Genomic DNA, 23,761 nt, shown 5'->3' on the forward strand with positions numbered 1-23,761 from the left:
CTTGCCCCAACCAAACACAAATGGCAAACCAAATAAATCACCGGTCATGAGCAAAGCTTTATGCAGACTTGTATAAAAGAAATCGATTACGGACAACTTGTGGCCGAACATACCGGCAGGTTACTCAGCATTGCTTATGGCAAACTTGGCGACCGTGACGATGCTGCCGACATTGTTCAGGAATTGCTCATCCACATCTGGGTAAAAAGAGACAAACTGGTAATCACCGGTTCTTTATCTGCCTATTTGAATACCGCCCTTAAAAACAGGATCCTCAACCACCTCTCCAGGGTAGACCTCCACCAGCGGGCAGTAGAGAAGATGATGATGACCACACGGAAAATGGAATCCCCGGTCCTCGATTTATTAATAGAAAAAGAACTCAATACGAGTCTTTCCGAAATCATCTCTGCCTTACCTGAAAACATGCAAAAGATTTATGCCATGCGCAACGAAGACTTCTCCCTCAGGGAAATTGCAGAAGCCCTAGGCCTGGCAGAACAAACGGTAAAAGGCTACAGTGTAGAAATGTTCCGGAGGATTAAATTATCGCTCCGCCAAAGACATCCGGACATAAACCACCCACTCTGCATCACTTTATTTGCCTTACTGATAGACAATTAAAAGATTTTTTAAATTTCTTACATACCTCGCGCCATTTCTAATTGTCTTAGGGTTAGATAATGCCAGAGGCGATGGAATTTAAAGATTTACAAAAACTCATACAGAAATACCAGAACGGAACAGCTACACCTGCGGAACGCTTCATTGTGGATGTATGGTATCAGTCTTTAGATGAGGAAGAAGCTGAAAGCCCGGATGCAATCACACCGGAATTTATTTCAGAAACGGAACAGCGTATTCTTTCGCAAACAGTCCTGGCGACGAAAAAACCAATCATCAAACGCTTGTTCCGGAGCTGGGCCGCCGCAGCAGCATTGCTCCCTCTTCTGGCCCTTTCTTATTACCTGTGGTTTAAACCCGATCCCATAACAACCGCATTCGACAAGGTACAGAGGCAGATCGCAAAGACCTACCAAACCGGACCAATGGAACAAAAAACGATCCTGCTGGCCGATAGCACCATAGTCCAGCTCAATGCCAATACGAAATTACAGGTCCTGGATGGTTACGAGCAGGAGATCAGAGGGGTAATTTTAACCGGTGAGGCCTTTTTCGACGTAAAAAAAGACCCTCATCACCCTTTTGTGATCCGTGGCGGAGAACTGGATGTGCGCGTTCTGGGAACCAGCTTTAATGTTCAGGCCTACCCCGGCCTGAAAAATACAAACGTCATGGTGCACAGCGGAAAAGTACAGGTTTCCAGCAAAGACAAGGTGCTTTCGGAACTTAGCCCTAATAAGGAACTCCGGTTTGACCGGAATGCAGGAACTTACCGGTTAATGGACAATGCCACGCCTGTCAGCGATTCCTGGATTTCTGGTGTTGTAATCCTGGACAGGGCCACTTTCCAGGAACTGAGCCAGACCTTTTACAATATGTACGGCCGTCAGCTGATCACAAAAGACAAAGGTTTACTTAAAGACCGGTACAACATTACTTTCCGGAAATCAATTCAGCTCAATGATATGCTGGAGCAAATCCTCAGGCTAACGGAAAAAAATTACACCAAAAAAAGGGAGGACAGCATTCAGATAGTACTCTACTAAGCCAAACAAACAAGGCTGCATAGTGCAGCCCTGTTATGAATTTTATACCACCTGAAGGAAAGCTTCTGACCCTTTCCAACAGATCTGTTTACGTCAACCTTTAAACGTCTTGTAAAACAACTCAAAGTTAGCAAATGCAACGCATCAAATTAAGAAAAAAATTAAAAGAGCCCGGCGGCCCTTCGGCGCTGTCTGTTGCGCTCAGTTTACTCCTTGTTTTTTTCATGACCATGCCGGCAATGGCGCAATCTCTGGAAAAACGATTGAACTTAGTCTACAGAAATACAACAATCCATGAGGTCATTGTTGACCTGCAAAAGAAAACCGGAGTAGACATTGCCTTTACAGAAAAGCTGGGGCTTAAAAACAGAAAGGTCGACAAGCTGCTGATCAAAGACGAATCCCTGGAACAGGTCCTTCACCGGATTCTGGATCCGCTGGAGGTGAAGATCATCAAAGGAACAAATGGCCTCGTGCTCATCAAAAAAGACCAGGAAAAAGCCCCCGGAATACTCAGCGGAAAGGTCCTTGATTCGGATGGAGCAGGCATCCCCGGAGCAAGTTTAAGGTTGAAACAAGGGAAAGTTTCGGCGGTGTCCGACAGCAACGGGGCTTTTCGCATCTCCGCTCCCTCAGCTCAGGATACCTTACTGATCAGCTATCTCGGATATGCGACTGAAGAACTTGCCATCAACCCATCATCTGAAAACCTGAACATCATCCTGTCCACAGCAAAAGCCAATACGCTAACCGAATTAGTGGTGGTTGGATATGGTACACAAAAGAAAGCCAATCTGACCGGATCAGTGGAAGTCATTGATGCCGGCAAACTGAAAAACCGCCCGGTGGTCAATGTCAGCCAGGCCATGCAGGGAACTGTTTCCGGCGTACAGTTCAATTATGGTTCCATGGGATATGAACCTGGCGCAAAAATGGGCATTCAAATCCGCGGACAAGGATCACCATTTGTAGTCATAGATGGTACCGTTGGCGACCTGAACGATGTCGATCCGAACGACATCGAAAGCATCTCCGTGTTGAAAGACGCTGCAGCATCAGCAATTTATGGAGCGAGAGCGCCTTACGGAGTCGTTTTGATCACCACCAAATCCGGAAGCCTGGGAAAAAAGGTGGCGGTAAATTTTTCGACCAACAGCGCCTTGTCTACCCCAATTGATAAACCCCATACCTTAGATGCCTATACCTTTGTGAAGGCCATGAACGAAATGCATGACAACCAGAGTGTGGCCAGGTTATTTACCGAGGAAACGGTAGACCGCATTATCAAATACATGAAAGACCCCAGCGGCCCGCAAACCATTCCGGATCCGGGGAATCCGAAGAACTGGGCCACCTACCTCCTTTCCAACGGGAATAACGACTGGATGGACATTCATTTTGGAAATGGAAATCGAACTCAGCAAAACCTCTCGGTTGCCGGAGGAGGAGACAACAGCTCCTACTTCATATCTGCCGGACATACGTATGAAAAAGGGATCATGAAATTCGGCAAAGACGATTACAGAAGGATCAACCTCAATTCCAAACTGGAGGTTAAACTTAGCGACTGGTGGAAATTCAGCTCCAACACCCGGCTGGTACAATCCGACCGGAACAAACCAGGCATTGATGGCGATTATGCCCTCGCCCTGCACCATGTCCTGCGTACCCATCCCAATCAATGGCTCGTTTCGCCAAATGGACACTACTCCAACCTATCCAGAATTCCGGCCATGCTGGCTTCATCGGAAGGAACGACAGAAAGAAGTCTGACACAACGTTTTGCCACAGAATTTAAACCGCTGAAAAACTGGGACATCAATGTAGATTACTCGATTGACCTTCCCTATACGGATTATGAAAAACGCTACCTGACGGCTTATGAAGACCGGGTAGACGGCTCTATGTCGGCAATACAGGCCACTGTACCTTCTTACATCACCAAAGAAAAATCAAACACCTTTTACAATTCCCTGAATGTCTACACAACCTACAGGTACGACCTGAAAGAGGACCACCATTTCTCCCTGATGGCCGGATATCAGCAGGAATCCAGCCGGCGGGATTTGCTGGGAGGATTAAAGAGAGAACTCATCGCCCCTTCCGTTCCTTCAATGACCACCGCTATTGGCGAAATGCGTGCCTATGATGAAATGAGCCATTGGGCAACAATGGGCTACTTTGCCCGCTTCAATTACAGCTACCGCGATAAATACCTTTTGGAAATCAATGGCCGTAACGACGGGACTTCCATCTTCGCGAAAAAGAAACGCTGGGGCTATTTCCCTTCCCTTTCTGCAGGTTGGAACCTCCATAAGGAGAACTTCTGGACAAGGGTAAGCCCTTATGTAAACACCATGAAAATCAGGGCCTCCTGGGGAAGACTGGGCAACCAGCGGGTAGCTGCTTATCAGGACCTGCCACTGTTGGCGATAGAACCTTCCCTAAACTGGATCCTGAACGGAGGAAGGCCTGCCTATACCACCGGCCCCAATCTGATCAATCCAAACCTGACCTGGGAGTCTTCGGAATCTACAGACCTGGGGATAGAGATGAGCTTTTTGAAACAACGCCTGAACTTTGTGCTGGATGTATACCAGCGAATGACCTTCAACCGCCTTGGCCCGGCAAAAGCTTTACCTGCCGTACTTGGAGCCACGGTACCAAAAGAAAACAATTCAGAACTGAGAACAAGGGGATGGGATCTATCATTATCCTGGAAAGATAAGATTGGTGATTTCTCTTATGGCATCAGTGCCTTACTGTCGGACTACCAGTCTGTAGTCACGAAATATAATAACCCGACAGGCATCCTCAGCACGGATTATGTTGGCAAAAATATCGGAGAGATCTGGGGATATGAAACCGTAGGCCTGATCCGTACTGCCGAAGATGCAGACCGCATCAACAAAAGCAAATCTCAAAGTTTCATTAGTGCACAGACCTGGCGCACCGGAGATGTGGAATACCGCGACCTCAATGGCGATGGAAAAGTGAACCAGGGAATGGGAACCTTAACAGATCCCGGCGACCGCAGGATTATCGGGAACTCTACCCCCCGCTATCAGTATGCCTTAAACCTGAATGCCAGCTATAAGAACTTTGACATCTCTGTATTTTTTCAGGGGATTGGAAAAAGAGACTACTGGCTGTCAGGAAACATGTTCTGGGGCTTTAATGCCTGGAATCAAACCTCTTTATTTCCTCATCATTTAGATTATTACCGGGATACTGAAGGTTCTACCTATTCCGGACTGGGAATCAATACCGATGCTTATTATCCACGCCCATATAGCGACAATGCGCAGTACCGGAAAAATCAGCAGAACCAGACGCGTTACCTGCAAAGCGGGGCATACATCAGGTTGAAGAACCTGCAGCTCGGATACTCGCTTCCAAAAACCTGGATCAGCAAAATCGGCCTTCAGAAAGCAAGGATCTTCATTTCAGGAGAGAACTTGTGGACAAAATCGTCGATTACCAAAGGTTTTGATCCGGAAACAGCCTCCTTAGGGGAATATGGCAGTGGCAAGAACATGTTTGTACAGGCGGTTTATGCCGCCGGACTAAACGTCTCATTTTAAGCATCTAATTCTAAAAAGCGATGAAAACAAATATATACGCATACTGGGTTTTCCTTCTTTTCACAGTAACTGCGCTCTCTTCCTGCAAAAAAGACTACCTGGAAAGAAATCCCTTAACCCAGATATCAAATGATGAATACTGGAAAACTGCTACAGATCTGGACAAGTATATCCTTCAGTTCTACACGACCTTTCCGGTGATTGAATCCGTAGGCACTTATACCGGTCTCACGAGCTGGGATGCCGTCAGAGGTGCAGACACACAGATTTCAGGTACCGCGAGCACCATGTGGAATGGCGCCAGGACACCGGTAACCTCAGGAGGAAACTGGACCTGGACAGACATCCGGAATGTGAATGTCTTCTTTGAAAACTACCGGAAATGTAAAGACCCTTTTCACCGCTATCAACAGTATGTTGGCGAAGCGCATTTCTTTAAAGCCAAGTTCTATTTCGACAAGGTCTTGACCTACGGGGACGTTCCCTGGTACAACAAACCGCTGAGCATGGATTCAGAAGAGCTTTATAAAGCCCGTGATTCAAGAAGTCTGGTAGTGGATTCCATCTTATCGAACCTTGATCAGGCCGTCACTCATTTGAGTTCTTTGAAAACAGTAGCCGGAGGATCCAACCGATTAAGCAAGGAAGCTGCACTGTTGTTTAAATCAAGAGTGGCGCTTTTCGAAGGAAGCTGGCAGAAGTACCATAGGGGAACTGAATTTGCAACTGCCGGAGCCGATCCGAATAAATATTTCAGGATTGCGAAACAGGCGGCGGAAGAGCTGATGAAACCGGAGTACAAAACAGGAATTTACAACAACTCCGCACCAAATGAAGATTACAACAGGATGTTCTCTTTATCAGATCAAAGTGCCAACCCGGAGGTCTTGTTATGGAAAAAGTTTGACCGCACGCAGAACCTGTCGCACAGCTATCAGATTTATGTATCGGACCGTACGGCAGGGATTTCGGTAACGATGGAGCAAATCCAGCAGTACCTGGATAAAACCGGCGCTCCCTACGATTACCTGACCCTGGCAAAAACTGTAAAAGGAAATAAGTTCCTGACAAAGATTGCGCAGGACTGCGATCCAAGGTTATCCCAGCTCATCTGGATTCCCAATATGCTGATGTGGGACAACAGTTATGGCAAAGGTACATTTGGCAAACCCTTTCTGGACAAATCCGGGGAATACCTCAACAACACAGGTTTTCAGATTAAAAAAGGAAATGACCCCAAAGACCCGCAGGCAGGAAGTGGAGTGGCCTGGAACACGAACAGCATCACGAGTTCCATCATTTTCAGGTACGCAGAAGTATTGCTGAACTATGCGGAAGCGACAGCCGAACTCGGCGAAACGGTGGATTATGAGCGCTCGATCAACTTGTTACGCCGGCGCTCAGGAATGCCAGCCTTTGTCGCCAATACCGATCCCTATAAAAACCGATACGCGGATTATGGCTATACCATCTCCAATGAGCTTCATGAAATCCGCAGGGAACGCGCCGTAGAATTGGCGGCAGAAGGCTTCCGCTATGATGATTTAAGACGTTGGGCCGCCCATAAGTTAATGCTCGGTAAACGACCAAAGGGCTATCCCCTGGATCAATCAGAATGGACAGGACAAAAGATCAACTACCAGGTAGACAACGATGGCCTGATTGATCCCTATGTAAAACAGCTGCCTTCGGGATATCAGTTCAATCCCCGCCGCGATTACCTGGAATGTATTCCGACAAACGAAATCACCTTAAATACAAACCTTAAACAAAACCCCGGATGGTAAAAACAAATTGCTATAGCATTCTGATATGCTTTCTATTGCTTGTTCATGGAACGGCTCAGGGACAGAAGTCGAAACCGATCCTGCGTTTTGGCGTACTTGCCGATATTCAATATGCAGATAAAGACACTTATGGAAGCCGGTTTTACAGGAATTCCCTGGAGAAAATGGGCAGCTGCATTGCCAACTTAAATCAGGAAAAACTGGCCTTCAATGTGGTATTCGGTGATCTGGTAGACCAGGGGCCTAAAGACCTGCAGCCGGTTATGGATCAGCTTAAAACATTGAAGGCACCATATCGCAACGTGCTGGGCAATCACGATTATGTGGAGGTCACAGACAGAGAACAGCTCTACAGGCAGTTTAATATGCCTGCGCCCTATTATGCTTTTGAAAAAGCCAGCTGGATGTTCATCGTGCTCAACACGAATGAAGTTTCTGAATATGGTTCTAAAGCGGGCTCCTCATTTCAAAAAGAATGGACAGTCCTTGCCGACAGCTTAAAAAAGGCTGGCAGGAAAAACGTACTTCCCTGGAATGGAGGAATCAGCGGGCAGCAGCTGATCTGGTTAGAAAAACAATTAAAGAAAGCACAGAAAACAAAGAAAAACGTGCTGGTGTTTAGTCACCATCCCCTATTCCCCGAAACCGGATATGAAGCCCTCAATAACCGGGAGATCCTGAACATCATCGAAAAATATCCGAATGTGAAAGGCCTCCTGTCCGGACATCACCATACAGGCAATTTTGCTTATTACCATAAAATCCCTTCGATTACGCTGGAAGGAATGATCGAAACTTCTAAAGAAAATGCCTACGGGGTGATCGAACTCTACCCGGATAAAATTGTCCTGATCGGTCGCGGCAGGATGACCTCAAGAACGCTTAATTTTTAAATCAAAATCCCTATAAACAATGAAACCATTAAAAACCAATTTCCCCCCAATGAAAACAACAGTAAAAACCCCTAAAAGACTACAGACCGCTGTAGTCGCGATGTTAATGATTTGTACCGGCCTGATGAGCTGTTCCAAACAATCCAATGTAGATGAGCTCCCTGCAGGAGCTACAAAAAGCAATGCAAAAAGCAGTGCGGCGAACACCCTGCTCAGCGGACCGATTGTGGCGGCGCACCGCGCAAACAACCTGATCAAAGTAGATGAGATTATCGCTGCAGGTGTCAAAAGTCTGGAAGTAGACATTTTTGTGGGTACCAGAAACAACAAACCGACCCTTCTGGTGGGACATGAAGCAGCTACGGCAACAGGACAGACTTTAGAAGAGTATTTCGCAAACCTAAACCAGAAAATGCCAAACTTCGAGTACCTGTGGTTAGATTGTAAAGACCTGAATGGTGCGGCCAACGAGCAGGTATTCATGACAACCTTAAACAAAATGGACAGCTTGTATTCAATCAAAAGCAGGGTTTTGGTAGAGAGTCAGTACATTTCGTACCTGGTAAATTTCAAACAGCAGAACTGGAATGTAAGTTACTACTGTAACTGGTCCTCTTTAAGCGGAAAAACTTCAGCTCAGCAGTTAACGATCCTGAACGGATGGCATGCAAGCATGACGACTTACGGTATTGACGGCATCAGCTATGATGCGACTGTGGATACGCCGATGAAAAACTACTTTATCAATAAAACAGTAGGAACTCAACCGGTGAGAATGTACGCATGGGCATTGTCAAGATATTATGGAGAGGCAAACCTGGCCACAAAACTGGCGGTTTATAATCACCTGAGCGTACTTTTAATCACTTTCAAAAGCAATAACAACACCTAAACACAACTCCCCCCCCTTAGTTGGGCCCCGGAACTGGTATAGTTTCGGGGCTTTTTTTATTCGTATTTCAGGGCTTCAACAGGATTGGCTTTTGCTGCTTTATAAGCTTGAAAGCTGACGGTCAAAAAGGCGATGATGACCGTTCCGGTGATGGAGACCAATACAATTGGCCAGGATATCGTGGTTCTGAACTCGAAACCTGTGAGCCACTTGTTCATGAAGTAATAAGCCAGAGGTACACCAATACAGGCGGCAATAAATACCATTTTCAGAAAGGAAACCGAGAGCAATCTCATGATATTGCCAACGGAAGCGCCCAATACGCGACGTACCCCAAACTCTTTGGTACGCTGCTCTGCACTGTAAGCAACGAGGCCATAAAGGCCCAGACAAGAAATGAGTATCGCGATGCCGCCAAACAGATTGGCCAGAATGCCCAGGATCTTTTCCGACTGTAGCTTTTTCGAAAAAAGGTCATTGACAAACTTGATTTCCACCGGGTATTCCGGATTTATCTTTTTGGTAATGGCCGAAATCAGCTCCACATTCTTACTTACACTGTTGGCAGGATTTAAGCGCATATTAATACGTCCTCCCGGGTTTTTATTAAAAATGATCACCATCGGATTTCCGGAGCGATAAGGAGAAGACCAGATAAAATCTTTAAAAACGCCAATCACCTTCAGCTGATTTCCGAAGAGATTTACATTTATTCCTAAGGGATTTTTAAGCTTCATCATCTTTACCGCTGTACTGCTCAGCATAATTCCGGCACTATCTGAGGCGAAATCCCTGGAGAAATCGCGACCGGCCAGCATTTCTACACCGTTGGTCTTTACGAAATCATATTGGGTCTCCAAACGGTTAAAAACAATCTCCTTCCCCTTTTCTTCCATTCCTGGCCATTGGAAACCATAAAACCAGCTGCCTACATTGGTCATGCCCCTGGAAGATTTGTTGAGGGTAGTAACTGCTCCGCTTTTTAGCAATTGTGATTTTAATAGCTCAAACTTAGGGTTCAATTCCCCATCCTGAGGCATCTCTGCCAGCAGATTGGTGTTATAACCTATCGGTCTGTTCTTGATAAACTGCATCTGTTTATAGATCACCAGCGTAGCGATGATGAGTATAATGGCAAAACAAAACTGTACCACCACCAGCACTTGCCTGATGTTGAAAGGAATGAGTTTGGCCCTTGCCGTTTTCTTTTTTAACGTCTGAATCGGGTTAAAGGAAGAGAGGAACAATGCCGGATAAGTTCCGGATAAAAGACCGGTCAGCAATGCTACAGTCAGGATGCCCAGCCAATAGCCGGTATTGGTATAACCAATTGCAATGTCCGTCCCCAGTAGGTCATTAAATAAGGGCAAAGTAACCTCCACAATGGTCACCGCAATTAAGACCGCTAATGCAGTGAGGACCATCGCTTCGGTGAGGAACTGAATCACCAAAGAAACCCTGGTTGCGCCGATGGTCTTCTTGATCCCTACTTCCTTCGCCCTGCGCTCTGATTTAGCGGTGGCCATGTTCATGAAATTGATGCAGGCGACAAGCAAAATACCAAAGGCCAATGCAACAAAAAGATAAATACGTTCTATATCCCCACCTACACTTTTGCCGTTCAGAAATTCGCCATGCAAATGGTTATCGGCTAAAGGGAATAAGAAATTCTCGTTCTTTTGAGCGGTATAGTTTTCATTGAACAGCTTCTTCACTTTAGAATTAATCAGGTCGATATTGGCCGGATCATTGACTTTGACCATTACAGGAAAGTTGAAATCTCCCCATTTCATGTTTTTAACATAGTCGTTTATGCTTTCAAAAAAAGACCAGGACATCAGATAATCAAACCGTAGGGAGACATTGAGCGGCAAGTCTTTAATGACACCGCTAACCTTTAAATCATTCCTATTTTGATACCTGACCGTTTTGTTCAGCACATCAGTACTGCCAAATAAAAGTTTCGCGGTAGTCTCCGTCAATATTATAGCATCAGGCGAATTCAGTGCAGTGACTGGATTGCCTGTAATGAACTCATAATTGAAAACTTTCAGAATCTCCGGATCGCCAAAGAGATCCACTTTTTTAAACACTTTGTCCTTATTGGCAATGAGCGATTCATCATTACCAGCAATCCGGGTGACCTCGTCTACCTCTGGAATTTTGGTTTTAATGGCCATGGCGATTCCATTTCCCGGCACCCCTCCCGTACTTGTGATCTTTCCGTTAGCATCCTGAAAATTGGTCATCACCTGATAGACTTTATCCGAATCCTTAAAGTGACGGTCGAAGTTCATTTCGTAATTGACATATAACAACAACAGCAGACAGGCAGACAGACCAACTGCCAAACCAACAATATTAATAACGGAAGAAGTCTTGTTTCTCCAGAGATTACGCAAGGCGATTTTTAAATTGAGTCTGAACATGGCAGCAATTGGTTTGTCAATTAAACAAATACGATTGACCTGCAATTTACTAAGTTTATGCCAAGAGTGAACTAGATTTCAAACAACTGAAAAACAACCACTTAATTGTTTTCGTTTTATCAAACCGTTCATTATCGAACGGTAAGCGTACACTGTCGGACAGTGGAGATTTAAATACCCATCCAGAATCACACATCTTTATATATCTTTAGAAAATCACGATACTGAAATGATTGAAACCCTCTCCGCCTACTGGAAATTTCTAAAATACCCTCGCTTACCCCGACAGCTCGCAGACAAAAAAGCAGTCTGGAAAGAACTGTTATGGCTCCTTATTTTAGACCTGGCATTTGCCCTCCTCATTGTCCTGACGTATTACACGCTCCTGAAATTCCAATTAATTGTGAAATATGAGGATCCGGATCTCTTTAAATATGGGTTTCCTGCAGCTATGCTTTTGGCAGTGGTATTAGCACCTTTTTTTGAGGAGCTTGTCTTTAGATGGCAACTTAGAAAACCTAAGGTAAGCATCTGGTTTGTGGGGATCTCAGCTGCGCTGGTTACCGGCTCTTTCATTAAAAATGACAACGTGCTATTCGCTATATATATCGCCTTTTTTATCGCTACGCTAACAGCAACTATACTGACGGACAAACTGAAGCGATTGAAAGCTGTTCATGTATTCCGAAACTATTATGTATTCCTGTTTTACTATACGGCAATTATTTTTGGTTATGTACACATGAGTAACATCAAGGGCCTAACCTTGTCTGATCCTTCTTTTATACTGTATATTGGTTCTCAGATATTCGGTGGTTTAACTATGGGATATATCCGGGTCAAATATGGCTTAAAGTATAGCATGTTGCTCCACGCAGTTTTCAACGCAATCATGGTCCCTCTAGCCTGGCTCAGCATGTAAATAAATTAATTTATTAATATAGATATTTCCGCTTATTTATTTAATAGAAGTAGCTTTACGAAAAAAACCGGAATGAAAAACGCTCGAACAAAAATGATATTTATGGCTTTGGCCAGCCTTTTTTTTGTTTCTTCCTGTAAAAAAAAGAATGATCCAAAACCAGCTTTTACCGAAACGAAGATCAGTTTAACCACCCACAAACTGGCCTCATTCTCCGCAATAAAAAACTCGAAGTATCTGGTTGTTTTTGAATCCGGATTAGGCAACGACCATACCGTATGGAGCAACAATGCTTTTGCTTCACAAATAAGCAGCATTACTGATATACTCATGTACGACCGGGCAGGATATGGAAAATCAGAAAATGGTCCGGGCCCAAGAAATATCGACCGGTTACGAAGCGAATTGGAAAACGTTATCGATAAGTTTTCAAACGGAAGAAAGGTCATATTGATCGGACATTCATTGGGCGGTATGATCATCAGAGACTATGCGATAAAAAACCCGTTCAAAACGGCAGCACTATTGTTTGTTGATCCTTCACATGAATTTTACAACCATCCAACTCAAGCTGAGGAAGATGCACTTTATGAGGCTTCCAAAAATGCCAGTGGTGCAAATTTCGGAGGAACACTTGAAGCCAGGGAATTCATAGAAGACTTACAATACACGGGCACATTACCTTCTTTGCCAGACGTACCGGTAGTTGTGCTAACCAGCATGAAGGTAGATGCCAGCACTTCATCATCAATCAGGCAAACCTGGTATAATGCACACGAATTATTAAAAAACGGGGTAACCGATTTCACTCATATTGGCACCACCAATTCGGGACACTTTATCATGATTGACGAACCGGGTCTGGTGGTTAACAATTTAAAATTATTGATTTCAAAATTGCCATAAAATAATGAGTGCAGGTCTGATCAATTAGAGGAACCTTCTTTAGGTGTTCTATTTAAAATTCTGCTTAAATCCGAATTGCTGTTCAAACCGATATAAGGATCTGTTAATACCAGCCTTTGCTTTAGATGAGGCGGCAATTCATTTAGCGATTTATCATCGTCAATAATGACAATTTCCTCCGGGCTAAGCTTACTTTCATTCAGCCAATTCAGGATTTCGGTCTTTCTATTGGACTTATATTCAAGTGGCAGATTCAAGATGGAGAGTTTATTGATGGTTATTCCTCTACTCAGGAAAATTGCTTTCCATTGTGGGATATCAAATCGAAACCTATGGGAAGTTGACAATATGAGTTCGTCTTCAATCTCGTCTATCATCGAATTCAGGACTTCGACGGCCAGCGGATTAAACTTATAAAATCCATCTTCCTCCAGTGCTACAGGTCTGTGTGGATTGGCATGAACCATCACTCCGTCTATATCTAAGAAGATCTTCATCTGGATTTAAAAATTGGCTGTCCTTTTCGCAACATTGCGCAAGTTAGTTCAAAATTGAATCCGTATTCTTTCAGGTATTCGTTGGGGTCGTTTAAAAAACCGGCTGAGAATTGCATTTCGACTGCTTCCCAGGGAACAATATTATAGGTCTCCCCTTCCGGCTCCTTCCCTTCATTGGATAGCAAAGTCGCCGATGTTTTCAAATATCTGGCGTATTCGGATTCAGTTATAGAAATGTATCCCTGTTTTAATAAGCGCTCAAGAAAGCCAACAGACATTTTTTCATCTTTCTCCCAGATTTCAAGTATACCTGATGTGGTCCGGAATCCATTCATCTGAAGATTTAATTTCCCATCGATGGTATCTGAGGCAGCTACAAGTCGTATTTCGACTGGTGTCTGAAGAATGAAGTATTTCATATAAAAGTAAATGGTTAACCACTTCGTGTCGTGGGTAAGGAATATGCTTTAATCAAATATATTACTAATCGGAAGAAGTTTAGGCGATCGTTAAAGCAGAACGTTAAAAATCAACAACAAAGACTTATTAATAACCTTTAAAGAAATATAATGTATTTATTATTTTAATTATTTATATATTTGTTTAATGCTAAAGCAAAACAACAATAGAAGACAGGGTAGTCAATACGACAAAATCATCAGGGAGAATCTTGAAGTTACGCTTCCGATGATTGTCCGTGATGTGCTGAATCTGAATGTTTTGGTCAGTGAAGAATTGCCTGATGACATACAACATACTAAAGAGAGAAAACCGGACTCACTTAAAAAAATAACTGATACTGAAGGTAATACGTATGTATTACAGGTAGAATTCCAGCTTGAAGATGAAAAAGAAATGGTTTATCGGATGGCAGAATATAACATTATGCTAATGCGTAAATATCGGCTCCCCATCAAACAATATGTGATCTTTTTAAAAGAGAAGAAACCAGGCATGCCGACTTTCCTGGATACACCAAATCATAAATACAACTACAACCTTATTTTGATTACAGAAATAGATTACAAACTATTTATAAAATCAGACGATATAGAAGTGAAAATGTTAGGTATTTTAGCTAATTTTGGAAAACAAAATAATTTTTATGCAATAAATTACATAATAAAGGAATTAAAACACCTTTCAAAGGAAGATTTTGCAACAAGTAGATATTATAAACAATTGCGTATTCTCGCAAAATTACGCAGAAGTATTAAACTAGAAATTGAAGAAGCTATGCAGTCAGTAAGTACATTTTTCAAGGAAGAAGAAGATTTCCTTTATCAAAGAGGTGAAAAAAAAGCTAAAGAAACGAGGAATCATGAAGTAGCAAAGAGCCTCATACTGGAACTTGATTTGTCTGATGAACAAACAGCCCGTATTGCGAAAGTCGATGTGAGCTTCGTTAAAAAGCTCCGTTCTGAATTGAATAACAAATAAAAACTCCCATAAATTTGAAAATACTATGCAGTCAGTAAGTACATTTTTCAAGGAAGAAGAAGATTTCCTTTATCAAAGAGGTGAAAAAAAAGCTAAAGAAAAAATGAGCCATGCTTTTGTAAAAAGTCTCATATTGGAGTCTGATTTATCTGATGATCAAATAGGGCGTATTGTAAAAGTCGAGGTGGATTTTGTTAAAGAACGTCGTGCCGAATTGAATAACAAATAAAAGCTCTCGTAAATTTGAAAACACTATGCAGTCAATAAGTACATTTTTTAAGGAAGAAGACGACTTCTTTTGTTGCAAAGTTGAAAGAGAGACTAAAGAAAAGAGGAATCATGAAATAGCAAAGAGCCTGATATTGGAACTTGATTTGTCTGATGAACAAACAGCCCGTATTGCGAAAGTCGATGTAGACTTTGTTAAAAAAATCCGCGCTGAAATGGGAAACAAATAAGGCTCCTATATACCATTACTAATCATCTATGCCTTTTCCATTGAGGATCTGCGGCATATACTTTTCAACTCTCGACTCCCGGGTTTTCGATTGTTTGGCGGCAGAAAAGTGCAACAGATACCCTCTTTGCCTTCCCGGCGTCAATGCCTCAAAAGCAACTTTTAAGGCAGGAATCTGATCTAATTTGCACTGAAATTCAGGAGACATCTGAAATTCAGTCGTCTTTTTAAAATTAACTTTCAAACCTGCCTTCTCTACTTCGATAGCTTCCTGAATATAGGCTTTTAAGGTCGCCTTCATTGCCACTACTTCCAGCACATTGCTGAACCGAACTTGCCGTGTTGCCTGTGTATTTTCTGATTGCCGGACCAAAATACCGCCAGCATCACTTAACAAGGCGCCTTTGAAAAACAAAAGCGCACAATACTCTTTAAACACATGTATTAAAACAATGTTGTCTCCCTTAAAGGTATAACAGGGAGAACCCCACTTCAATTCTTCAGTGAGTCCACAATCCAGAACGATCAATCTCAATTCTTCTATTGCTTTCTGCCACTTATTGGCTTCCTTAAAATAAAAATCTGCTTTAGGGTTCATATGATTTATGGATTAAGATTAACGGAAACAACTTTCCTGTCCGCAGGCCTGAAATACCAGGATACTACAGTAAGCGTTAGCAATAACAACGAAGGCAATATTTCATTTATCGGATTACCAGATGCAATATGCGAACATATCGCCCCGGACATGGCAAAGAAAAAGCCTGCATAAGCCCATTCCTTTACCAAAGGAAATTTAGGAATAAGGACTGCGATAACTCCTAAAAATTTCCAAATACCCAATATGGTTAAAAAATAGACCGGATAGCCCAAATGTGTAATCGCATCTACTTCCGTTTTCACCTTGAATAGCTGTACACCGCCGGTTGATAGCATTCCCAATGCAAGCCAAAGGGTAGAAATCCAATAGATAATTTTGTTTCTCTTTGTCATAATCTGTTATTTTAGTTTGTTAACGATATCCTGCAATCTGTTGTGTGCCATATTGAGGCCCGGTGCAAAACCCATTTTTATCATTTGATCTCTGAGTTCAGCAGACCTGTACACAATATGCATATTGAGTTTACTGGTGTCTTCTGTCAATGGTTCAAATGCTAAGAACTCCAGTTGGACAGCAAAAGCAGAATTCTCTATCTCAAATGTCCTTGTAATTTTCTCTTTCGGAACGAACTCATGAATTACCCCATTGAACCCATGTTTGTTTCCTTTAGGATCTGTCGTTTCAAATTGGTAACTGCCGTGTATTTTACTCTCGAGTTTCAACACTTTAGTCCCCATCCATTGCTCCACAATTTCGGATTCTACATATGCTTTGAAAAGTAACTCCACCGGTAAGTCAAATTCCCTGGTAATCGTTAACTCCTGTCTGCCCTCTTCGGCCTTGATTTTTGTTTTCATTTCCATATCGCTCTATTTTTTCTTGTAGTTTTTCATGATGGCTTCCAATTTGTTAAACCGCTCATCCCACATTTCGCGGAATGGCTCGATAAAGTCTGCTATTTCTATCATTTTCTTTGCGTTGATGTGGTAGAAAACTTCCCTCCCGTTTTGCTCTTGTTTTAGCAATTCGCACTCGGTAAGTATTTGTAAGTGCTTTGAAACGGTTGGCCTGGCGGTGTCAAAATTTGAGGCAATTGCTCCTGCGGTGAGGGATTGCGAAGCAACCAATAACAAGATGGCCCTTCTTGTCGGATCGGCGATGGCTTGAAATACGTCTCTTCTTAAATTCATTATGTAGTTATTTGACTACAAATATACATGTAGTCATTTAACTACGCAAATTTTTATTCATTTTTTTTAGAGAACTAAAAATGCAGCCCCAGATTTCACACTGGAATAATCCGGAAACAGGGCTTGATATTGATAAAAAGACATCATTTAATGGCAAAAAAGCATTATATATTGACAAAAAAACATCATTAATATCCAGTCAAGTTTAGGAACTTGGCCCATTAAAATCATTAAAAATTAAGTATAAACGGTAACGCATGAATTGCAAAAGTTCTTTTTTCAGAGTTGTATTTCTCTTATTCATATTTGGTACAACGGGTTTCAGGCAGGTAATTGCACAAAGTAAGTCTATCCTAAGAATGGGTTCATTGAATACCGCCTCATTTGACCAGGGATGGTCATTCGCCCGTTACGGCTTACAGCCGGATGGAACAAGGAAAGCGGAACCCGAATCTATGGAAGCCCCGGCATATCATGATGCTACCTGGCAAAAACTGCGACTTCCGCACGACTGGGCCATTACCGGTCCATTCAGAATTGAACTGGAAGGCTCAACCGGTAAATTGCCCTGGAAAGGAATTGGTTGGTACCGAAAACATTTTAATGTACCGCAAACAGATGCAGGCAAGCAAATTTTCGTAGACTTTGATGGCGCAATGGCCAATGCAAAAATCTGGCTCAATGGAAAATATGTTGGCACATGGCCCTATGGCTACACTTCTTTCCGCATGGACCTGACGCCCTATATCCAGCCAGGAAAAGAAAATGTGCTGGCTGTTCGTCTTGATACAGAAAACTGGGATTCACGATGGTATCCCGGAGCAGGTATTTACCGTCATGTATGGTTGGTAAAAACAAATGCGGTGCATGTAGATCATTGGGGAACATACATTACCACACCAGAAATAACTGCTCAAAAAGCTGCAGTAAATATTGCCGTAACGGTAAACAATCAATCGAAAAAAAACGTCAGGGCTATCGTACGCACGACCTTATTTGAATTGGATGCTAACAATAAGCCAGTCACAAAAATAACAACCATGAAAGATGCTGTTATTGTCCTAAAAGCCGGCGAAAAGACAGTTACTGAATCAAGGACAAACATCAGCAATCCAAAACGTTGGGATATTGAAACGCCAAACCGGTATGTGGCACAAACAAATATCATTGTAAATGGCAAAATTATAGACACTTATCATACTCCTTTTGGCATACGTACCATAGAATTTACTGCCCGAAATGGCTTTTTATTAAATGGCAAACGACTGGAAATTCAGGGCACCTGTAATCACCATGACCTGGGCGCATTGGGCGCAGCGATGAACCTAAGTGCATTAAAACGCCAGTTAAAAATGCTGAAAGAAATGGGGTGTAATTCGTTGCGGACCTCACACAACCCGCCTGCACCAGAATTACTGGAGTTGGCTGATAAAATGGGATTTCTCGTTTGGGATGAGGCTTTTGATGCCTGGAAAAAAGGAAAACGTAAAAACGATTACAACAAATTGTTTGACGAATGGCATGATAAAGACCTTACCGCGTTAATCCGTCGTGACCGCAATCATCCTTCTGTTTTTATCTGGTCGATTGGCAATGAGGTAATGGAGCAACAGGATGTTCAACTCACCAAACATCTGGTAGACATTATGCACAGGGAAGATCCTACACGTCCGGTCTCTAATGGTTATAACGATCCGGATGGAGGTCGTAATTCAGGCGCTGCAGTAGCATTGGACATCATGGGTGTGAATTACTTCTTTAATCAGCAACCAAAATGGGATGCTGATCCCCGTTATGCCAACAAACCTACGCTTGGCAGCGAAACTTCTTCTTGTGTGACTTCCCGCGGAGAATATTTCTTTGGAGGAGAGGAATACAAGAACTGGCAGATTTCCTCTTATGATTATGCAAAACCAGGCTGGGGCTGTTCGCCTGATGAACAATTCAGAACACAAGCAAAATACCCACATTTGCTGGGTGAATATGTATGGACTGGTTTTGATTATCTGGGAGAACCAACACCCTATAACTCGGATGAAACCAATTTGCTTAATTTCAGAACAGATCCGAACAAACAAGCCGAACTGGAAAAACAACTGAAACTGATCTCTGAAAAAAGCCCGCCTTCAAGAAGCAGCTATTTTGGTATTATTGATTTAGCGGGATTTAAGAAGGACCGCTTTTATAGCTACCAGTCCCACTGGCGCCCTGATTTCCCGGTTGCACATATCTTTCCTCACTGGAACTGGCCGGAACGCATCGATTCCATCACCCCTGTGCATGTGTATACCTCAGGGGATGAAGCTGAATTGTTTTTGAATGGAAAAAGCCTCGGTCGTAAAACAAAAATTGCCGGTCAGGATTTCCGGCTGATTTGGGACCAGGTAAAATACAGCCCCGGCGAACTCAAAGTGGTTTGTTATAAAAATGGAAAGCAATGGGCAACAGATGTGGTAAAAACAACTGAAGAAATGGCAAAGCTTAAACTTTCCAACGATCGTTCTATGATTAAAGCCAATGAAGATGAGTTTTGCTTTGTTACGCTGAAAGTAACAGACAAAAATGGATTAATGGTACCGCGTTCCAATCCTGTGATACATTTTTCGGTTGAAGGAGATGGAGAAATCGTAGCAACAGATAACGGAGATGCCACCAGCTTTGTTTCTTTTCAAAGTCATGATCGTCCTGCATTTAACGGTATGGCATTGGTCATCGTAAAAGCGAAACAGGGTGCCAAAGGTACGATCACCGTTAAGGCCATGAGCAATGGTTTAACAGCAGCGAGTACCAGAATACAAGTTCAATAAACAAACTACATTAGAGAAGGCCCTGTCACAAAACGATGTGATAGGGCCTTTCTCATTTAGCACGAATTGTTCAAAGACGACTATTTTCGTTCAAACCCATCCAAATTAGTTCACAACATACAGACATACAAATAGTTAATATTATCGACTTATGTTTGTCGTGTAATAGTTCAGCGATGATTTAAATCTTCCTGTCGGCGGGAAAGGATAAAGAAAAGCAGCTTGCAAGCGAACTTACAATAAACAGAATTTTTAACATTTTAAATATTACCGTAATGGGAAAATATAAAAAAGGGATCCTCGGCCCTTTCCGCGGAATTATCGGAACTGTTGTGGGCAGTATCTGGAATGGGATGCAATACATGAGAAGTTTACCAGAAACAAGCAGTAATACCCCATCTACCGAACAGTTGAACATCAGGTTTCGCTTTAGTTTAATCGGATCCTTCGTAAAAGTAATGCAAAACCGCATTGCAGTGGGTTATCAATCCTTTAAAGATGGAATGACACCTGCCAATGTGGCAACTGGTTATCATCTGAAAAATGCAATAACAGGTATTGCACCGGATTATAAAATTGACTTCTCAAAAGTGATTTTGAGCGTAGGTAAGCTGAACGAAGCCAATAAGAGTAAAGCCGTTCCAGCTGCCAACGTAGAGATCAACTGTGAATGGGAAGCCAGCAGTTCAACCGAGTACAATGACAAGCTGGACCTGGCTACCATTGTAGTGTAGCATCCGGAACGAAATTTGATTTTGCCGGAGATGAGGTCCATTGCTGGATCTACTTTGTATCTCCAACAGGTAAAGCATTAAGTAACAGTAGTTATCTCGGAAAACACACTGTATTGTAATACCTCAAAAATCCCCTGCTAAAGCAGGGATTTTATTTCAGTTTTTAAACTTGGACGCGCAGCTTTGATTCTTATTATAATTTTACCGGGTACTCGAACTGATAGGTTCCCGAGCCAATATTGAACTGGAGATCCTTACCTTGACTGGAAATCTTAGCAAATCCTTTAACCGCGTTTAATACCTTTCCACTTTCAGTAACAACCGCATTGGCAGCACCCGGTAGTCTGACCTCTCCGCTCGTATTTGCAGGAATCACCACTTTCAATTTAAAAATCCCCTTTTCTATCTTCCAGTCGCTCACAGCCAGGCCATATAACGTTTCAAGTTCTGCCGCAGCATGGCTGATGTCTCCACCTGGCCTGGGTGAGATGATTATTTTTTTGTAGCCCGGTGCGGACTCATCGGTATCCAGACCTGCCATCACCCTATACATCCAGTCACCGATTGCACCATAAGCATAATGGTTAAACGAATTCATATCGGTAGTTTGGAAACTGCCGTCCTGTTTGATCCCATCCCAGCGCTCCCAAATGGTAGTTGCCCCCATTTTAACAGGGTACAACCAGGAAGGATAACTTTCCTGCAGCAAAAGCCGGTAAGCCACATCCGTACGACCGAAACGGCTCAACACATGACAAAGATAGGGAGTGCCCAAAAAGCCCGTTGTTAAATGGTTGCCGTAGCTTTCTATATTTCTGACCAGGAAATCTACCGCCTGGGCTCTTAAATTTTCCGGCAGCATATCAAAATTCAGGGCAAGAACATAGGCGGTCTGAGATCCTGATACCATCCGGCCATTGGGCGTAATGTATTCTTTCAGGAATGCCTTTTTAACGCGTTCCAATAATTCGGTATACTTCTCTTCGTCTGATTTTTTGCCCAGGACCTTTGCCGTATTCAGTAGTAGCTGAGTAGAGTGCGCATAAAAAGCCTGTGCAATCAGGTATTTATCGGTAATTGCCGAACGACCGTCATTGTCGTCATTCGGGCGGTAAAACAACCAGTCGCCAAAATGAAAACCTGTATTCCAAAGGTCATCTTTACTTTTACTGGTCATAAAATCAACCCAGCCCTTCATACTTGGATACTGCGTTTTTAAGATTTCTTTATCCCCATAGGCGATATACATATTCCATGGAATGATCGTCGCCACATCCCCCCAACCTGTTGAACCGGCATCGTTACTGCCAAGTACATTGGGCACGACAAAAGGGATACTTCCATTGCTCAGCTGGTCTGAAGCCACATCTTTCATCCATTTGGTAAAGAAACCGGCTACATCCATATTAAAAGCCGCAGTACGGAAAAAGACTTGCGCATCGCCCGTCCATCCCAGGCGTTCATCACGCTGAGGACAATCTGTCGGCACGTCCATAAAATTACCTTTCTGACCCCATTGGATATTGTGCTGTAATTGATTTAGCAAAGGATTTGAAGTATTAAATGTCCCTGTCGGAGCCATATCGGAATACACAGCGATCGCCTTAAAAGACGAAGGATCAATCTGAGTAAGATTGCCCGTTACCTTTACATAACGGAATCCCTGATAGGTAAAATGGGGTTCATAACTTTCCGGACCGCCCCCTTTAAAAATATATTTCACATGCTGTTTGGCATGTCTGAGATTGGCGTCGTAAAAATTGCCTGCTTTATCCAGCACTTCGCCGTGTTCCAGCTGAATCCAGGCGCCCGCTTTCGCAGTCAGCTTAAAGGAGACCCAGCCTACCAGATTTTGTCCAAAGTCGAGCACGGTCTCTCCTTTCGGTGTTTTGATGATTTTAACGACATTAAATTGTTCATGTTTTTGGGCAAGCGGACTGATGCTGCTCTCCAGCACGTCTTTATCCGACTGGATGGTCAGGGCTTTTTTCCAGCCTGCATCGTCATAATCCGGGTTTGTCCAATCTCCCTTTTCCAATCTCGCATCGTAAATTTCCCCATTGTACAAGTCTGAGAAAAGAATCGGTCCTGTACTGTATTTCCAGCTGTCGTCGCTATTGATCGTTTCCTTTGTCCCATTCGTATATTCAATCTCCAGTTGTACCAGAGCGCTCAGTCGCTTACCATAAAAGTCACGTCTGCGGTCAAAGGCCAGATACCCGCGGTACCATCCATCACCCAGGCTAAACCCTATGGCATTCTGCCCCTTGTTTAACAGGGAAGTCACGTCATAGCTTTGGTACAGCAGGCGTTTATGATAACTCGTCCATCCGGGGGCGAGCTGATCATTCCCGATCCGCTTTCCGTTTAAATGTGCCTCGTATAAACCATGTGCGGTGATATAAAGGACCGCAGATTTCACCTTTGCACCAGTAGCAAAGACCTTTCTAAAAAAAGGACTTGGGCCAGCAACTGTATCTGCAAGAGCAGTTGTGATCCATTGAGCAGACCATTCCGCAGCGCTCCGCAGACCAGTATGCCATGAATTGATGGCGCTCCATGCCGAGCTATTTTCCTGATTGTCTTTTATTCTTACCTGCCAGTAATAGCGGATACCGGATTTTAAAAGTGCCCCTCCATAACGCACAAAAACAGAAGCATCACTTTTCTGATTTCCGGTATCCCACACAACAGCTTTGCCGGCAGATAAGCCTGCAGAATCTGTACCTACCCTGATCTGATAGGCACTTTGCAACACATTACGCTGTGAAGAGATGACCTTCCAGCTCAAACGAGGTTCAGCGGCAGTGATCCCCATTGGGTTTTTACGATATTCCGTTCTTAAACCATTAACGCTTAACGGTTGTGCAAAACCTGGTAAATTAAGCATCGCGCAAAATAGTACAATTCCTATCCGGTAATTTCTCATAGCTGTTTGTTGAATATTTGGTG

At 43.2% G+C, this 23,761-nt stretch carries 21 protein-coding genes; 13 read left to right on the top strand and 8 right to left on the bottom strand.

Annotated features, from left to right (window positions below; all coding sequences use genetic code 11):
- Positions 1-60 precede the first annotated feature (60 nt).
- From DBR43_RS04860 to DBR43_RS04885, 6 genes are all read left to right on the top strand, one after another.
- Positions 61-624 (top strand): sigma-70 family RNA polymerase sigma factor, encoded by a 564-nt coding sequence (locus tag DBR43_RS04860; RefSeq protein WP_124578439.1) that lies wholly within the window; start codon positions 61-63, stop codon positions 622-624.
- A 71-nt stretch (positions 625-695) separates the two neighbouring features.
- Positions 696-1,670 carry a FecR family protein gene (locus DBR43_RS04865; protein ID WP_158622428.1) on the top strand — a complete coding sequence of 325 codons (975 nt, stop codon included), beginning with the start codon at positions 696-698 and terminating at the stop codon, positions 1,668-1,670.
- A 134-nt stretch (positions 1,671-1,804) separates the two neighbouring features.
- Positions 1,805-5,254: a SusC/RagA family TonB-linked outer membrane protein gene (locus DBR43_RS04870; RefSeq protein WP_124578443.1), complete on the top strand. Its 3,450-nt coding sequence runs from the start codon at positions 1,805-1,807 to the stop codon at positions 5,252-5,254.
- Positions 5,255-5,274: 20 nt separating this feature from the next.
- Positions 5,275-7,041 carry a RagB/SusD family nutrient uptake outer membrane protein gene (locus DBR43_RS04875; protein WP_124578445.1) on the top strand — a complete coding sequence of 589 codons (1,767 nt, stop codon included), beginning with the start codon at positions 5,275-5,277 and terminating at the stop codon, positions 7,039-7,041.
- Positions 7,035-7,934, top strand: a complete 900-nt coding sequence (locus DBR43_RS04880; RefSeq protein WP_124578447.1) for a metallophosphoesterase — start codon at positions 7,035-7,037, stop codon at positions 7,932-7,934. The genes DBR43_RS04875 and DBR43_RS04880 overlap by 7 nt, the downstream gene beginning before the upstream one ends.
- Positions 7,935-7,983: 49 nt before the next feature.
- Positions 7,984-8,826, top strand: coding sequence for a hypothetical protein (locus DBR43_RS04885; RefSeq protein WP_124578449.1), 843 nt, complete (start codon positions 7,984-7,986; stop codon positions 8,824-8,826).
- A 56-nt stretch (positions 8,827-8,882) separates the two neighbouring features.
- Here DBR43_RS04885 and DBR43_RS04890 read toward each other — a convergent pair whose 3' ends face one another.
- A complete protein-coding gene (locus tag DBR43_RS04890; RefSeq protein ID WP_124578451.1) occupies positions 8,883-11,255 on the bottom strand; it encodes an ABC transporter permease in 2,373 nt (790 codons plus the stop codon).
- 229 nt (positions 11,256-11,484) lie between these two features.
- Here DBR43_RS04890 and DBR43_RS04895 point away from each other — a divergent pair, with 229 nt between their 5' ends.
- The gene (locus DBR43_RS04895; RefSeq protein ID WP_124578453.1) at positions 11,485-12,177 is read left to right on the top strand and encodes a type II CAAX prenyl endopeptidase Rce1 family protein; all 693 of its coding nucleotides are present in this window, start codon (positions 11,485-11,487) and stop codon (positions 12,175-12,177) included.
- Between the two features lie 72 nt (positions 12,178-12,249).
- On the top strand, positions 12,250-13,083 hold the full coding sequence (locus tag DBR43_RS04900) for an alpha/beta fold hydrolase (protein ID WP_124578455.1): 834 nt from the start codon (positions 12,250-12,252) through the stop codon (positions 13,081-13,083).
- A gap of 20 nt (positions 13,084-13,103) precedes the next feature.
- Here DBR43_RS04900 and DBR43_RS04905 read toward each other — a convergent pair whose 3' ends face one another.
- Both DBR43_RS04905 and DBR43_RS04910 read right to left on the bottom strand, forming a co-directional pair.
- Positions 13,104-13,580, bottom strand: a complete 477-nt coding sequence (locus DBR43_RS04905; RefSeq protein ID WP_124578457.1) for an HAD domain-containing protein — start codon at positions 13,578-13,580, stop codon at positions 13,104-13,106.
- Complete coding sequence (locus DBR43_RS04910) at positions 13,577-13,999, bottom strand: hypothetical protein (protein WP_124578459.1); 423 nt, start codon at positions 13,997-13,999, stop codon at positions 13,577-13,579. Before DBR43_RS04910 ends, DBR43_RS04905 begins: the two co-directional genes overlap by 4 nt.
- A 187-nt stretch (positions 14,000-14,186) precedes the next feature.
- On the opposite strand from DBR43_RS04910, the gene DBR43_RS04915 reads away from it, so the two are divergent.
- Genes DBR43_RS04915 through DBR43_RS04925 form a run of 3 tightly spaced genes read left to right on the top strand, consistent with a single transcriptional unit; the run spans position 14,187 to position 15,478 of the window.
- Complete coding sequence (locus DBR43_RS04915; protein WP_124578460.1) at positions 14,187-15,020, top strand: hypothetical protein; 834 nt, start codon at positions 14,187-14,189, stop codon at positions 15,018-15,020.
- Between the two features lie 25 nt (positions 15,021-15,045).
- A complete protein-coding gene (locus tag DBR43_RS04920) occupies positions 15,046-15,249 on the top strand; it encodes a hypothetical protein (RefSeq protein ID WP_124578462.1) in 204 nt (67 codons plus the stop codon).
- A 25-nt stretch (positions 15,250-15,274) separates the two neighbouring features.
- Positions 15,275-15,478 carry a hypothetical protein gene (locus DBR43_RS04925; RefSeq protein ID WP_124578464.1) on the top strand — a complete coding sequence of 68 codons (204 nt, stop codon included), beginning with the start codon at positions 15,275-15,277 and terminating at the stop codon, positions 15,476-15,478.
- 18 nt (positions 15,479-15,496) lie between these two features.
- Here DBR43_RS04925 and DBR43_RS04930 read toward each other — a convergent pair whose 3' ends face one another.
- Genes DBR43_RS04930 through DBR43_RS04945 form a run of 4 tightly spaced genes read right to left on the bottom strand, consistent with a single transcriptional unit; the run spans position 15,497 to position 17,268 of the window.
- Positions 15,497-16,075: a YdeI/OmpD-associated family protein gene (locus DBR43_RS04930; protein WP_124578466.1), complete on the bottom strand. Its 579-nt coding sequence runs from the start codon at positions 16,073-16,075 to the stop codon at positions 15,497-15,499.
- A 5-nt stretch (positions 16,076-16,080) separates the two neighbouring features.
- On the bottom strand, positions 16,081-16,470 hold the full coding sequence (locus DBR43_RS04935; RefSeq protein WP_124578468.1) for a DoxX family protein: 390 nt from the start codon (positions 16,468-16,470) through the stop codon (positions 16,081-16,083).
- A gap of 6 nt (positions 16,471-16,476) precedes the next feature.
- A complete protein-coding gene (locus DBR43_RS04940; RefSeq protein WP_124578470.1) occupies positions 16,477-16,941 on the bottom strand; it encodes an SRPBCC domain-containing protein in 465 nt (154 codons plus the stop codon).
- 6 nt (positions 16,942-16,947) lie between these two features.
- Positions 16,948-17,268, bottom strand: a complete 321-nt coding sequence (locus DBR43_RS04945) for an ArsR/SmtB family transcription factor (protein WP_124578472.1) — start codon at positions 17,266-17,268, stop codon at positions 16,948-16,950.
- Positions 17,269-17,525: 257 nt separating this feature from the next.
- On the opposite strand from DBR43_RS04945, the gene galB reads away from it, so the two are divergent.
- Both galB and DBR43_RS04955 read left to right on the top strand, forming a co-directional pair.
- Complete coding sequence (gene galB / locus DBR43_RS04950; protein ID WP_124578475.1) at positions 17,526-20,075, top strand: beta-galactosidase GalB; 2,550 nt, start codon at positions 17,526-17,528, stop codon at positions 20,073-20,075.
- 275 nt (positions 20,076-20,350) lie between these two features.
- Entirely contained in the window at positions 20,351-20,809 is a 459-nt protein-coding gene (locus DBR43_RS04955) for a DUF6266 family protein (RefSeq protein ID WP_124578477.1), read from the top strand.
- A gap of 193 nt (positions 20,810-21,002) precedes the next feature.
- Here the strand turns inward: DBR43_RS04955 and DBR43_RS04960 are convergent, their stop codons facing one another.
- Positions 21,003-23,699, bottom strand: coding sequence for a glycoside hydrolase family 78 protein (locus DBR43_RS04960; RefSeq protein ID WP_124580449.1), 2,697 nt, complete (start codon positions 23,697-23,699; stop codon positions 21,003-21,005).
- Positions 23,700-23,761: the final 62 nt, after the last annotated feature.

Origin of the sequence: Pedobacter sp. KBW06, assembly GCF_003852525.1 — a bacterium.
GTDB lineage: Bacteria > Bacteroidota > Bacteroidia > Sphingobacteriales > Sphingobacteriaceae > Pedobacter.